This window comes from Fructilactobacillus sp. X2R1C3, from assembly GCF_059901425.1.
Genome location: NZ_JBWXUW010000003.1, coordinates 127,990 through 141,948, shown reverse-complemented (window position 1 = coordinate 141,948; position 13,959 = coordinate 127,990). Strand labels below are relative to the sequence as shown.

Below are 13,959 nucleotides of genomic sequence, written 5' to 3'. Positions count from 1 at the left end.
AATGAGAAACAAAGCAAAATTTGTTAACTCATCAAATGAACTTTTTGCCGGTTCGTTTGGCATCGAGATTGAGGAGGAACGGGTTGATCATAATCGTGACAGTCTTTCTCGCTACGCCCACAGACGTGAACTAGGTGATCGACGAGGGGAAACCCACTTTCAGACTGACTTTGCCGAAAGTATGGAAGAATTGGTTACGGATAAACACAAGTCCACCAAAGGAGTGCTCCTACAAATGCGGTCGCTTCAGTCCATTCTTCATGGAACACTAGAACCAAGTGAGATCATTTGGCCGATGTCGATGCCACCCAAACTGGATGAAGATGATGTTGATTTTGTAAGAAAGACGTTTAAGCGTTATTGGATGGCCGATTATCGCAAATGGCTCGTGAGACGCTACGGAATCTTTCGTCAAATCATGTGTGGCATTCATTTTAACTATTCACCCAACGACCAAATTATTGAGGTTTTTCAACGAAATCATTCCATTGATAGTCGGAAAAGGGCACGGTCAGAACTGTTATTTCAAATTGCTCAGCAATTGGTAGGATATCGTTGGCTTTTAACGTACCTTTTCGGGGCAAGTCCGTTATCAGAAAATCCAGAAGATCATTTATTCGGTGCGGAAAAAAAGATTATCCCAGTCCGTTCTTTACGTTCAAGTCAATACGGATACGAGAATTTGGATAATATCCATGTCTCTTACGCCAGTTTGAGTCAATATGTAAACAACTTGCAGCATGAGGTTAATTCCCGCAAATTGTTTTCCGAGAGCGAGTTTTATGGTCCCGTGCGTTTGAAGGCGAAGGATGGAATTAATTCTGTTAATGAAAATGGCTTCGACTATCTTGAACTCCGAACCCTCGATCTTGATCCATTTGACTTTTTAGAGATTGATTTAAAAACTTTGGATTTTATTCATCTTGTAATAGTTGACGGAATCGTTAATCCTCAGAAATGGACTGATGAAAGTTTAAACGAAGCCAAGAAGCAAAATAATCAGGTTGCTTTACAACATCCTACTGCTCCATTACCAAGCTTACTAAAAAAGCAAGCTGATCATATTTTGGATCGGATTGACGAATTAATTGAGAGTGCTCCTGATGATTTACAAGAAGAACTAGTGAAAGCTAGTCTTGACGCCAGAAAGAAAGTGGTTAATCCCGACCTGACGCCGGCCGCGAAGCTGATTGGTTACGTTAAAGATCATTCACTGATGGAGTTTGGGATCAAACGCGGTGAACAATTAAAAAATGAGTATGAAAATCAGACCATTGATGATGCGTTTCCTGGCGTACAGCCAGATACCATCAGTCAATACATTGAAAAGCAGAAGGGCGTTTAGTGGATATTCATTAAGCGCTCTTTTTTTGAATTAATCGGTGACTATATAAATGACACACCCGGTATGTTATACTTATAAGAGTTTGGAGGCATCAAAATGGCAGATAACGAACAATTTGTGATTATCACTGGCATGAGTGGAGCAGGTAAGACACTGGCCATGCAAACATGTGAGGACTTAGGATACTTTTGTGTTGACAATATCCCGCCTTCTTTAATTCCAAAGTTCATGGAATTGGTTCACACTTCTAGTGAAATTAAGAAGGTTGCTTTAGTAATTGATTTGAGGGCTCCCGCCTCATATCGTGAAATTGTTGATACTTTGGTTAACATGTCTAACGATAAAGACACTGAGGATCAGGTGATTTTTCTCGATGCCTCTGACGAAAAATTAGTGTCTCGATATAAAGAAAGCCGGAGAACCCACCCGTTAGCTCGAAATGGACGGGTGGTCGACGGAATTGAAAAAGAACGAAAATTAATGAAAAGGGTCAAAGATTCAGCTGATCTTGTTATTAACACTAGTGATTTGACCCCACAGGAATTGCGTGAGGAGATTATTCATAAGTTTAAGCTCTCTCATTCAGAGCCATTTCACGTGGAATTAATGTCATTTGGATTTAAATATGGGCTTCCAATCGATGCTGATATTATTTTGGATGTGCGTTTTTTAAAGAATCCATTTTATGAAGTTAAACTAAGAAGTAAGACTGGAAAAGATCAAGATGTTTATGACTATGTTATGAACCAAGATGAAGCTAATGAATTTTATGAAAAAGTCTTTGACCTCGTTAAATTTACGTTACCTAAATTTAAGAAAGAAGGAAAATCGACTGTCACCATGGCAATCGGTTGTACTGGCGGCCAACATCGTTCAGTTGCAATGGTGGAACGATTGGCTAAGGATATCAAAGATCAACTTGGATATCCAGTTAATGTCACCCACAGAGACATTAACCGTCACAAAGGGGTTAAATAAATGATCGATAAAGTAGGTAAAAGAATCGGACGTCCTAAAATGGTTGTAATTGGCGGAGGAACCGGTTTACCTGTAATTTTAAAAAGTTTAAAAAAGCGTGATGTTGATATTACCGCCGTTGTTACGGTGGCTGATGATGGAGGATCATCAGGAATCCTGCGAAACTACATTAATGTTTTGCCACCGGGAGATATACGAAACGTCCTAGTGGCTCTTTCAACGTTGCCTCAGATTGATCTGGATATCTTTCAGTATCGCTTTGAGTCTTCCGACAAGTTTCTCGCTGGCCATGCCATTGGGAATTTAATAATTGCGGCGCTTTCTGAAATGAGCGGCGGCTTTTTTGATGCCATTCAAAAATTGACCGACATTATGAAAGTTGATGGACATGTGTATCCGGTGTGTGATGAAAGTCTGGAACTGCATGCTGAATTTGCCGATGGAACGACCATGTCTGGGGAATCCGAAATAACCAATTCTGACAAAATGATTAAAAGAGTGTGGGTGGAACCCACTGATGGAAACAAGAAACCGGAAGCAGTACCAAGTGTGATCAATGCAATCATGAACGCTGACCAAATTGTTTTGGGACCGGGGAGCTTGTTTACTAGTATCTTGCCAAACCTGATGGTTGATAATGTTGGCAAAGCGGTCACTGAGACCGATGCAGAAGTTGTTTATATCTGTAATATCATGACCCAAAAGGGTGAAACCGATAATTTTACTGATGCTGATCATGTTCGGGTCTTAAATCGACACTTGAAAACTAATTTTATTGATACCGTTTTGGTTAATAATAAAAAGGTTCCGGCGAGTTACATTGATCACCAACGCTGGGGCGATGAAGCTCAACCAGTTAAATCTGATTTTAAGGGACTAAAGAAACAGGGTTGTCGGGTGATTTCTTCTGATTTTCTTGAACTAAGAGATCACGGAGCTTTTCATAATGGACTACTAGTGTCCGACGAACTGATTCGTTTATTAGGGCAACCTAAAATTCGCCATTAGGGGATGATTAGATGTCATATGCTAGTGACGTCAAAAAAGAATTAACTAACCTAGAAGTCCATCGAGCTAACGCGAAAGCGGAACTGATGGCATTGATTCGAATGAACGGGACACTTAAAATATCCGAAAGACACCTTGTACTGGATGTTCAGTCCGAAAATCCAGCCATTGCTAGACGACTGTATCAACTTTTACTCCAGTTTTATCACGTTGAGGGCGAAGTCCTGGTTCGAAAAAAGATGAAACTAAAAAAGAACAATCTGTACGTGGTGCGTCTGAATCAGCATGTAAGAGAAATCTTGGATGATTTGGGCATTTTGGATGGAAATAAGATTATTGAGCGAGTGCCATTAGAGTTACTTAAAGATGATGGTCAGGTTCGGTCTTACTTACGTGGCGCATTCCTAGCGGGGGGATCCGTTAATAATCCAGAGACATCTCGGTACCATCTTGAAATCTATTCAACGTACGAGAATCATAATGAAATGATTGCGGAGATGATGAATCGTTATCATCTGGGCGCTAAAACCACTACGAGACGAAGTGGGTGCATTGCGTACTTGAAAGAAGCCGAAAAGATTGCGGACTTTCTGCAATTAATTGGAGCCACTAATTCCATGCTCAAATTCGAGGATATTCGAATTGTCAGGGACATGCGGAATTCCGTTAACCGACTGGTAAACTGTGAAAACGCCAATATGAACAAGGTGGCTAACGCATCAACTAAGCAAATTGAAAACATCCAGTTCATAAAGGAGACGGTGGGGCTGAAAAAGTTGCCGCCCAAATTGCGTGATGTGGCTGAAGTGCGAATGAAGCACCAAGAGGTGAGTTTAAAGGAGTTAGGTGATCTGATTCCGGGTGGACCAATTTCTAAATCAGGAGTAAATCATCGATTACGTAAGATTAATGAGTTTGCAACGGAGTTACGTTCCGGGAATGCCTAATTAAACCAACGAAAAAAGCAGCACTTAGAATAATTATTCTAAATGCTGCTTTTATTATAGACAGAAACTGATTATTTCTTGTCTGAACTGTTTTTCATGATACCGTCAATCAAACCATAATCAACCGCTTCGTCGGCAGTAAGGTAATTATCTCGTTCAGTATCACGGTTAACCCGTTCAAGGGGTTGACCGGAGTTTTCAGCAAGTAACTCGTTAATCATCTTACGAGCTCGCAAAATTTCTTTTGCGGCGATTTCAATTTCAGTTTGTTGACCTTGAGCACCACCAGATGGTTGGTGAATCATGATTTGAGCGTGTGGTAATGCAAAACGCTTACCTTTGGCACCAGATGAAGCCAGTACACTGGCCATTGATGCTGCCATTCCCATTACGATGGTTTGAACATCCGCGTGGATGAAGTTCATCGTATCATAGATTGCCATTCCAGAAGTGATAACACCACCTGGTGAGTTGATGTACAAGTAGATATCTTTGTCAGAGTCTTGAGCATCCAAGAACAATAGTTGGGCAATAATTGCGTTGGCCATATCATCTTGGATTTCACCGGATAACATAATGATTCGGTCTTTTAAAAGACGTGAGTAAATGTCATATGCACGTTCACCTTGTGGTGAGTTTTCAATGACAGTTGGAACTAAATTCATATCCATACTCCTCCTTTGATAATTTTAAATTATATCAAGTTATAAAAGTCATTCTACATTAAAGGTCAATAAAGGTCAAAGACTTTGCTTGATGATAATTATGCGATTGATTCACGTGAGTATTTGTGTAAATCAACTTCCTTATTGTAATCCATGTTGGTGTCTTCTGGGAAGTAAACGCCATACCAAAGAATGAAAGTATAAATGGTAAAGATCTTCTGCATGCTGGATTTACCTTCCATGTGTTCTTTCAGAATGCGGTCTAAGTCGTCCACGTTAAAGAATTTTTTGGCAATGTCGGAATGAAATGCTGCTTCGATTCTAGCATGGTATTTGGGCTCTTTGATCCATTGCGCGATTGGGGAAGGGAAACCTAATTTTTCTTTGTCGGCAACGACCTTTGGTACTTGTGAGGAAGCCGCTTTTCGAAAGGCCACCTTAGTGATTGGATTGCCGTCTTTATCAAATGAAATTCGGGTCTTAGTTGGCATGGTTTTGGCAAATTCCGCTACGTTTTTGTCCACTAGGGGAGTTCTGACCTCAAGACTGTTAGCCATGCTCATCCGGTCAGCCTTTTGCAGGATATCGAAAGGTAACCAGGTGTTAATGTCAAAGTACTGTTCTTGGGTTACTTCATCCTTGCCAGCCACTTCATCAAAGATATGCTTAGTGTACTGACCAGTATCGAAGTTAAGTGATTTATCCTTTAAGACACGCTCACGATCATGTTCGTCAAACACGTAGTTAACCCGATAGTATCGTTCATACAGTGGTTGAGCACCACGGATTAAGAAACGACGACCGTGAAAACGTGGGAGCGATGAGGCAATCTTACCAAGAGCCGTTCTAACAAACTTTGGTACCATCTTTTGGTACTTCTCAAAGGTAAAAGCTTCGAGGTAGGTATTGTATCCGCCAAAGAATTCATCAGCACCTTCACCTGATAATGAAACAATTAGGTCTTTTCTAGCACTGTGTGATAGGTAGTAAAGTTGTGGGGCGGAAGGATTAGACAGCGGCTCGTCCATGTAGTACATCATAGTAGGAAGGAAATCGAAGTAATCCTCACCATCAATTGTGGTGGCCGTGTTCTTTTGTCCAATTTCTTTTGCAAATTTAGTTGACCATTTTAATTCACTGTACTTGGAACCGTTAAACCCAAGCGAAAATGATTGCATGGGTTTAATCTTAGCGGCTTCATTGAGCACATAGCTGGAATCGACACCACTTGATAGAAAACTACCCAGAGGAACGTCAGATGCCATGTGCGCCTTAACACTGTCATCAACTAATCCTTCGATTTTTTTAGCGTCCCCATCAATTGTTTGCGAATTATCAATGTGATCATAGTTGTATTTGTAGTATGTGTCAGTGGTAGTTTTACCATCTTTATAGATGAAGTATTGTCCTGGCATTACCTTATAAACGTTTTTAAACATTGTTTCTGCTGATGGGATGAATTCAAAACTTAAGTGAACTGGTAATAATTTGGTATTCAGTTCCTTTTTAAAATTAGGGTTTGCCAAAAAGGCTTTAATTTCGGATCCCCACATAAAGTTCGTTCCATCATCATAGTAGTAGAGTGGTTTGATACCAAAGTGGTCTCGAGCTCCGAAGACCTGGTGTTTCTTTGAATCGTAGATTGTAAATGCAAACATCCCACGAAGCTTTGAAAGTAATTTTTTCGGGCCCCATGCTTCGTATCCACGAATTAAAACTTCTGAATCACAGTCGGTATCAAATTTTTGTCCCGCTGCGATTAATTCTTTTTGAAGATCTTTATAATTGTAAATCTCACCATTAAAGGTTAGAACGTCGGTATCATTATCACCAAACATTGGTTGATGCCCATTGGCTAAGTCAATGATTGATAGACGACGAAAACCCATTGAGATCTCATCATTTTGGAAGAAACCATCATCATCTGGTCCACGGTGTTTAATTCTTTTAGCCATGCTTTTGATAGTATCCTTTGGGATATTATTTTGGTTAATATAACCAGTAAATCCACACATAGTATCTTCTCCTTTTCAATTGCTTATTAAATTGATTACTTCTGCTAACCAAACTCCATTAACTATCTTAAGTTGTTCGCACACAAAAGGCTAGCTATGTATGGCTAGTCTCAATAAAATATTAATAAATTTGTCTATTTGACGGTTACATTACGGGTTACATTGCCTACAGAACGGCATTTGTTAACCCGAACTGTCTAATTAATTTTTAGACGAGCGTTTAACTGTCATCCGCTTTAACGGAAACAAGATTCCAAGAATCAAGCCAATACTTAATGTAAATGAAAACATAATTATACCAATAATGGTTCCAACTTTCATCATTAAATCATGACTAAGCATGGCATCAAGGTTGATAACACACCCAATTAGAAAGATTACCACCCATAATATCGGAGATAAAATTTCGACTTTTTTCATTAAAGGTTTATCTTGTGTGATGGTTTTCCAGTTCTTCTCATAGAGAATAATGATGCAAAGATCGATCACAAAAAGTGGAATTAGCCAAAGATCATGTAAATTAAAGGGCAAGATAAATAATACTACCCCAATTATGAGTAAGACCAGCTCAAAAAAGTAAGCATACTTTGAGATATAACCATACCGCTTTATACGGATCATTTTTTGTCTAAAACTTAATTTTGGTTTGTGGCTATTTTCAGATTTACTTCCAGTCAGGACACTGACTGGAACTTGATAAAGGGTAGCAAGGTTGCTTATCGCATTTTGATCAGGCTTACTACGACCATTTTCCCACGCTGAAATGGTTTTTCTTGAAACGTTAATTTTGTTTGCGACTTCTGCTTGAGTTAGTTGATTTTGTTTTCGATATTTTTTAAGGTTTGCGTTTAATTTCATATATAAGTTCCTACAGTTCGACTTAACCTCTATTATAACGGTAATGGTCAATTGAAAGAAATTAAAAGCAGTGAGCGAGACTCTCTCACTGCTTTATGCGCATGGACGGAATCGAACCGTCATCTCAAGAACCGGAATCTTACGTGCTATCCATTACACTACACGCGCAACACAATATTAAATATAGTAGATTAGAGGAAAAAACTCAAGATAATAATGGTTTTTTAATTACAAATGGGGTTTGTTTTTGCTATACTGTTTCTGGTGATGAATTTCGAATTCATTGTCACAATTTTATCGCTTGCGGCTTGTCATTCGGTGTTTTTAATCACTGACATGATTTGGCAAAAGTGTTAAGATGTGAATGTATTAAAATTTGATTATTCCAAAAGGAGGAAGCATATTATGACTACAAAAATTGGTCTTAATGGTTTCGGAAGAATTGGTCGTCTAGCATTCAGACGTATCCTTGAATTGAATTCAAGTGATATCGAAGTTGTAGCAATTAATGATTTAACTACCCCTTCAATGTTAGCTTACCTACTAAAATATGACTCAGTTCATGGTCGCTTTGATGGTGACGTTTCAGCTACTGAAGATGCAATTATCGTTAACGGTACTCGTATCCCAGTTTATGCAGAACGTGACGCAAAGAACATTCCTTGGGTTAAAAATGATGGTGTTGACTTCGTACTTGAATGTACCGGTTTCTACACATCAAAAGAAAAAGCACAAGCTCATCTTGATGCTGGTGCAAAGCGTGTCTTGATTTCAGCACCTGCTGGTCAAATGACTACTGTTGTTCCTGGTGTTAACATGGATGACTTAACTTCAGAAGACAAGATCGTTTCTGCTGGTTCATGTACCACTAGTTGTTTAGCACCTATGGCTTACTGGTTGAACAAAGACTTCGGCGTTAAGTTAGGTACTATGACTACTGTTCATGCTTACACTGCTTCACAAGCACTTCAAGATGGCCCACGTAGCGCTAAGTTACAAAACAACCGTGCCGCAGCTATTAACACTGTACCTCACTCAAGTGGTGCTGCTAAAGCAATCGGTTTGGTTATCCCAGAACTTGATGGTGTCCTTAAGGGTCACGCACAACGTGTTGCCGTAGCTGATGGTTCATTAACTGAATTAGTAGCTATCTTAGACAAGAATGTTACTGCTGAAGAAGTTAACGATGCTATGAAGAGTCATGTAAACGATGCCTTTGGTTACGCTGATGATTACATGGTTTCAACTGATGTTATCGGAGACTCACACGGATCAGTATTTGACCCAGGTCAAACTGAAATCACTCAAAGTGGTGACACTCAATTAGTTAAGACTGTTGCTTGGTACGATAACGAATGGGGCTTCACTTGCAACATGGTTCGTACCTTGTTGAAATTTGCTACTCTATAATTTTAGATTGCAACTTTGAAAAGGCGGAGGAGGGAAATCTCTTCCGTCTTTTCCTATATAAAATATAACTAGACACTGGAGGCAATCACGATGGCAAAAGTAATCGTTGACGATTTAGATGTTCAAGGTAAAAAAGTTCTGATGCGTGTTGATTTTAACGTCCCAGTTAAGGACGGTAAAATTGGTGACGATAACAGAATCGTTGCTGCTCTTCCAACAATCAAGTATGTAATTGATCATGGTGGGAAGGCAATCCTATTTTCTCATTTAGGCAGAGTTAAAACAGAAGGCGATAAACCAGGTTTATCCCTTCGTCCAGTTGCAGAAAAATTAGCTGAATTGCTTGGCAAACCAGTTACATTTGTTCCTGTTACTGAAGGTCCACAGCTTGAAGAAGCAATTGACAACATGTCTGACGGCCAAGTCCTTTTGGTACAAAACACTCGTTATGAGGATGTTGTTAATGGTAAAAACGTTAAACGTGAGTCTGGTAACGACCCCAAGTTAGGCGAATACTGGGCCTCACTTGGTGATGAATTCATTAATGATGCGTTTGGAACTGCTCATAGAGAACACGCTTCAAATGTCGGGATCGCTAAAGCAATGGAAAAGGCTGGTAAGCCAGTTGCTGCCGGATACTTAATGGAAAAAGAAATTAAGTTCTTAGGGAATGCCGTTGATAATCCCAAGCACCCATTTATCGCAATTCTTGGTGGTGCGAAGGTTTCTGACAAGATTGGTGTGATTGATCACTTGTTAGACAAGGCTGATAAGATTATTATCGGTGGTGGAATGACTTACACATTCTACGCTGCTAAGGGAATTCCTGTTGGTAATTCACTTGTTGAAAAGGATAAGATTGATGTTGCTAAAGATATCCTTAAAAAGGGTGGCGACAAGATTGTCTTACCTGTTGACTCAGTGGTAGCCGACAAGTTTTCAAATGATGCCAAGGCTGAAGTCGTTGATGGTGGAATTCCAGACGGCATGATGGGGCTTGACATTGGTCCTAAGAGTATTAAGTTATTCGAGGACGTTTTAAAGGACGCAAAGACCGTCGTTTGGAACGGACCAATGGGCGTCTTTGAATTTCCTAAGTTTGCTAAGGGAACCTTGGCAATTGGTAAGTTCTTAGGCACTTTGAAGGATGCTACTACCATCGTTGGTGGTGGAGATTCAACTGCTGCCGTTAAGGAGTTGGGTGTGGCTGATAAGCTTACTCATATCTCAACTGGTGGTGGAGCTTCACTTGAATATCTTGAAGGTAAGACTCTTCCAGGGATTGCATCAATTTCTGATAAAAAGTAATTTAAAAGTCACCGATTTAATCGGTGACTTTTTTGTTTGTATCAATTTTCTAGCTTATTACCTCTCTTTCCGCTAGAATGTAGGTAAAGATGAATTACGAGAGGAGAAGTATCATGCGTATTCCTTTTATTGGTGGGAACTGGAAGATGAACTTGTCGTTAGATGAGGCAGTTCAGTTTGTGATTGATATTAAAGATAAAATACCAGACCCTAAAAACGTTGAAACGGCTCTTGCAGCTTCACCGTTGTTTCTTGAATCAATGCTTAAAGCTAATGGATCAAGTCCATTGCACGTAACGGCTGAAAATTGTTTTTACAAAAATGAGGGGGCCTATACGGGAGAAGTTAGTCCCAAGGCTCTCAGTCAAATGGGAATCCCGTACGTGATTGTGGGGCATTCTGAAAGACGTCGTTACTTTAATGAAACTAATGACATCATTAATAAGAAAGTGCATGCGGTTTTAGGTAATAACATGAAGCCAATCCTTTGTTGTGATGAAACGATGGGTCGCCTTGAGACTGGTGATCGAATTCACTGGGTAGTTAACCAAGTTACGGCTGGCTTAAAGGGTGTTTCCGAAAAAGACGCTCTAAAGGTTGTCATTGCTTACGAGCCGAGTTGGGCAATTGGGACAGGCCATAGTGCTTCAACTACTGAAGCAGAAGAGGGGTGTTACCTTATCAGACAGACGCTAGCTGATATCTACTCTGATGATATTGCTAACCAGATCCGGATCTTATATGGTGGCAGCGTCGATCCAGACAACATCGTTTCACTTATGAAGCAGATTGATATTGACGGGATTTTGGCCGGGAAAAGTAGTCTAGAACCCAAGGAATTTTTAGAGCTCGCAAATTACCAAGATTTGCAAAATAATTAGTTATTATGATTGCAAGTTAAAGCCTAAACTAATAGAATTAAGTTGACCTTTAAATATAGGTAACAAATTCACTAAGGAGAGATAACATGTCAATTATTTCTGATATTTATGCTCGCGAAGTATTGGATTCACGTGGAAATCCAACTGTTGAAGCTGAAGTTTACACAGAAGACGGTGCAATGGGCCGTGGAATCGTCCCATCTGGTGCCTCAACTGGTGAACACGAAGCCGTAGAACTTCGTGACGGAGACAAAAATAGATATATGGGCAAAGGTGTTACTAAGGCTGTTAGCAACGTTAACAACATTATTGCCAAACAAATCGTTGGTTTCGATGTAACTGATCAATTAGGTATTGACCAAGCTATGATCAAACTTGATGGCACTCCAAACAAAGCTAAGTTAGGTGCTAACGCAATCTTAGCCGTTTCAATTGCTGCTGCTAGAGCTGCAGCCGACGAACTTGGTGTTCCACTATATAACTACTTAGGTGGTTTCGATGCACATGTTCTTCCAACTCCAATGATGAACGTTATCAATGGTGGTAAGCATGCTAACAACAAGGTTGATTTCCAAGAATTCATGATTATGCCAATTGGTGCAAAGTCATTTAGAGAAGCTGTTCGAATGGGATCAGAAACATTCCATAACTTGAAAGCAATCTTGGCAGAACGCGGATACTCAACTGCTGTTGGTGATGAAGGTGGATTTGCACCTGATTTGAAGAATAACGAAGAACCATTTGAAATCTTAGTTGAAGCAATCAAGCGTGCTGGATACAAGCCAGGCAAGGACATTTCAATTGCCTTTGACTGTGCCGCTTCAGAATTCTACAATGCTGACACTAAGAAGTACAACTTGGTTGGTGACGGTAAGTCATACACTGCTGATGAATTCATCACTTTGCTTGACAGCATCGTTGAAAAATACCCAATCATTTCAATCGAAGACCCATTGGATGAAAACGAATGGGAAGATTGGCAAATGGCTACTAAGCGCTTAGGCAAGAAAGTTCAAATCGTTGGTGATGATTTGTTCGTTACTAATACTGAGTACTTGTCAAAGGGTATCAAGATGAACGTTGCTAACTCAATCTTGATTAAACTTAACCAAATCGGTACTTTAACTGAAACTGTTAATGCCGTTAACATGGCTAAGGAAGCTAGTTACACTGCAATTATTTCTCACCGTTCTGGTGAAACTGAAGACACCACTATTTCAGACTTAGTTGTCGCTCTTAACACTGGCCAAATCAAGACTGGTTCAATGAGTCGTGGTGAAAGAATTGCTAAGTACAATCAATTGATGAGAATTGAAGATCAATTAGGATCAGTTGCTGTGTACAAGGGAATTAACTCATTCTACAACTTGAGCCCAGAAGCTAAAGAAGCAATCATCAAAAAATAATTGATTTAAAAACACCTTCGTTATGAAGGTGTTTTTTTATACATAAATTTCGTGAGTTCGTAAACCTTCCTCGTATTTAATCACAGAAAGAGGAGGAGAAACATGAATATTACAAAACAATTTTCATTATTTTTAGCATTAATTGCGATTACAGTTGGGTTATCACTTAGGATTTTTACTCCAAATGTGAGGGCAAGCGAGTACACCATTACCGCTCATAAACATTGGGTAAATAAGGACGGAGAAAAGGATTCATCGTATGCCTTTGGTATTGCCAAAGTGAACGTCAAAAACCGAGCCGATATCAAGGCACCACTAATTCCTGGATTTCATTTAGACAAAAATATTCCACCAATCTATGTAGGAAGTGACGTGGTCGTTTTTAATTACAATAAAGACGAAGATTTGCCAATCCCGACACCCCATATTCCGATTAAACCAATTCCAAGTAACGATCATCCAGATTCTGGTGGAGTAGTTCCGTTCAATGATCATAAGCATGATCATCCAGTTGAACCGGCTGATAATCATAAACCAATCGTACCGAATGAATCGACTAAAAAGACCGATCATTCTCAAGATTTGCCAGATAACCGACCTCATGAATCAGATCAAACTACTCCAGATAAAAAGATAGCTGGGAATCATAATGAACCAATGGTAAAACGAACTGGTAGGGTTGATAATGATGAGAAAAACAATCATGAAACCACGAAGAAAGTGCTTGAAAGTGAGATGAGTCCAGTATTGTCACATGGTAAAAAAAGATTTGAACGTTCGGTTCAAGGGCTAAATGAGAATAAAATGAACAAGAATAATCATCGTAATTTTACGCATCACGATCCTTACTTAGGTGCGAACCGCGATCCAAAGGCAGCGGTTCATGTAAGAAGAAGTAAACATGGGGTAAGCAGTGCCCGTGCGAATCGCCAACATGCTAAAAAGTTGCCTCAAACCGGGGAACACGTAAGTACATTCCTTTCACTGATTGGAATGGTAATTTTGCTGTTCAGTTCGTTTTTGTTTATTAGGACCAATCGAACCGAGAAATAATGATGGACTGGAAATAACTCCTGGTTTATGCTAAACTGGTTAAAGTATTGATAAGCCTGTTTAGCTGATGGGTAGGAGGCATTTT

At 39.7% G+C, this 13,959-nt stretch carries 12 protein-coding genes and 1 tRNA gene; 9 read left to right on the top strand and 4 right to left on the bottom strand.

Annotation, left to right across the window (positions count from 1 at the left end; translation table 11 throughout):
- Position 1: 1 nt before the first annotated feature.
- From AC6UDD_RS04680 to whiA, 4 genes are all read left to right on the top strand, one after another.
- Positions 2-1,345 (top strand): glutamate--cysteine ligase, encoded by a 1,344-nt coding sequence (locus AC6UDD_RS04680; protein ID WP_500719148.1) that lies wholly within the window; start codon positions 2-4, stop codon positions 1,343-1,345.
- Between the two features lie 96 nt (positions 1,346-1,441).
- The gene (rapZ, locus tag AC6UDD_RS04675) at positions 1,442-2,323 is read left to right on the top strand and encodes an RNase adapter RapZ (protein ID WP_500719146.1); all 882 of its coding nucleotides are present in this window, start codon (positions 1,442-1,444) and stop codon (positions 2,321-2,323) included.
- Positions 2,324-3,331: a gluconeogenesis morphogenetic factor MgfK gene (gene mgfK, locus AC6UDD_RS04670; protein WP_500719144.1), complete on the top strand. Its 1,008-nt coding sequence runs from the start codon at positions 2,324-2,326 to the stop codon at positions 3,329-3,331.
- 11 nt (positions 3,332-3,342) lie between these two features.
- Entirely contained in the window at positions 3,343-4,278 is a 936-nt protein-coding gene (gene whiA, locus AC6UDD_RS04665; RefSeq protein ID WP_500719142.1) for a DNA-binding protein WhiA, read from the top strand.
- Between the two features lie 71 nt (positions 4,279-4,349).
- Here the strand turns inward: whiA and clpP are convergent, their stop codons facing one another.
- The 4 genes from clpP to AC6UDD_RS04645 form a co-directional block, all read right to left on the bottom strand.
- Entirely contained in the window at positions 4,350-4,943 is a 594-nt protein-coding gene (clpP, locus tag AC6UDD_RS04660; RefSeq protein ID WP_500694292.1) for an ATP-dependent Clp endopeptidase proteolytic subunit ClpP, read from the bottom strand.
- A gap of 98 nt (positions 4,944-5,041) precedes the next feature.
- On the bottom strand, positions 5,042-6,958 hold the full coding sequence (gene asnB / locus AC6UDD_RS04655) for an asparagine synthase (glutamine-hydrolyzing) (RefSeq protein WP_500719140.1): 1,917 nt from the start codon (positions 6,956-6,958) through the stop codon (positions 5,042-5,044).
- A 201-nt stretch (positions 6,959-7,159) separates the two neighbouring features.
- The gene (locus AC6UDD_RS04650) at positions 7,160-7,816 is read right to left on the bottom strand and encodes a helix-turn-helix domain-containing protein (protein WP_500719138.1); all 657 of its coding nucleotides are present in this window, start codon (positions 7,814-7,816) and stop codon (positions 7,160-7,162) included.
- Between the two features lie 96 nt (positions 7,817-7,912).
- Positions 7,913-7,984 (bottom strand) — tRNA-Arg (locus tag AC6UDD_RS04645).
- Between the two features lie 237 nt (positions 7,985-8,221).
- Here AC6UDD_RS04645 and gap point away from each other — a divergent pair.
- From gap to AC6UDD_RS04620, 5 genes are all read left to right on the top strand, one after another.
- The gene (gene gap / locus AC6UDD_RS04640) at positions 8,222-9,226 is read left to right on the top strand and encodes a type I glyceraldehyde-3-phosphate dehydrogenase (RefSeq protein WP_500719136.1); all 1,005 of its coding nucleotides are present in this window, start codon (positions 8,222-8,224) and stop codon (positions 9,224-9,226) included.
- A 90-nt stretch (positions 9,227-9,316) separates the two neighbouring features.
- Positions 9,317-10,534, top strand: a complete 1,218-nt coding sequence (locus AC6UDD_RS04635) for a phosphoglycerate kinase (protein WP_500719134.1) — start codon at positions 9,317-9,319, stop codon at positions 10,532-10,534.
- A gap of 113 nt (positions 10,535-10,647) precedes the next feature.
- The gene (gene tpiA / locus AC6UDD_RS04630) at positions 10,648-11,415 is read left to right on the top strand and encodes a triose-phosphate isomerase (RefSeq protein WP_500719132.1); all 768 of its coding nucleotides are present in this window, start codon (positions 10,648-10,650) and stop codon (positions 11,413-11,415) included.
- Positions 11,416-11,501: 86 nt separating this feature from the next.
- Positions 11,502-12,821, top strand: coding sequence for a phosphopyruvate hydratase (gene eno / locus AC6UDD_RS04625; protein ID WP_500719130.1), 1,320 nt, complete (start codon positions 11,502-11,504; stop codon positions 12,819-12,821).
- Positions 12,822-12,923: 102 nt separating this feature from the next.
- Complete coding sequence (locus AC6UDD_RS04620) at positions 12,924-13,874, top strand: LPXTG cell wall anchor domain-containing protein (protein ID WP_500719127.1); 951 nt, start codon at positions 12,924-12,926, stop codon at positions 13,872-13,874.
- Positions 13,875-13,959: the final 85 nt, after the last annotated feature.

Coding starts and splice junctions, on each gene's coding strand:
- whiA (WP_500719142.1), top strand. CDS start 3,343: ATGTCATATGCTAGTGACGTCAAAAAAGAATTAACTAACCTAGAAGTC.
- rapZ (WP_500719146.1), top strand. CDS start 1,442: ATGGCAGATAACGAACAATTTGTGATTATCACTGGCATGAGTGGAGCA.
- AC6UDD_RS04635 (WP_500719134.1), top strand. CDS start 9,317: ATGGCAAAAGTAATCGTTGACGATTTAGATGTTCAAGGTAAAAAAGTT.
- mgfK (WP_500719144.1), top strand. CDS start 2,324: ATGATCGATAAAGTAGGTAAAAGAATCGGACGTCCTAAAATGGTTGTA.
- eno (WP_500719130.1), top strand. CDS start 11,502: ATGTCAATTATTTCTGATATTTATGCTCGCGAAGTATTGGATTCACGT.
- gap (WP_500719136.1), top strand. CDS start 8,222: ATGACTACAAAAATTGGTCTTAATGGTTTCGGAAGAATTGGTCGTCTA.
- AC6UDD_RS04620 (WP_500719127.1), top strand. CDS start 12,924: ATGAATATTACAAAACAATTTTCATTATTTTTAGCATTAATTGCGATT.
- tpiA (WP_500719132.1), top strand. CDS start 10,648: ATGCGTATTCCTTTTATTGGTGGGAACTGGAAGATGAACTTGTCGTTA.
- AC6UDD_RS04650 (WP_500719138.1), bottom strand. CDS start 7,816: ATGAAATTAAACGCAAACCTTAAAAAATATCGAAAACAAAATCAACTA.
- asnB (WP_500719140.1), bottom strand. CDS start 6,958: ATGTGTGGATTTACTGGTTATATTAACCAAAATAATATCCCAAAGGAT.
- AC6UDD_RS04680 (WP_500719148.1), top strand. CDS start 2: ATGAGAAACAAAGCAAAATTTGTTAACTCATCAAATGAACTTTTTGCC.
- clpP (WP_500694292.1), bottom strand. CDS start 4,943: ATGAATTTAGTTCCAACTGTCATTGAAAACTCACCACAAGGTGAACGT.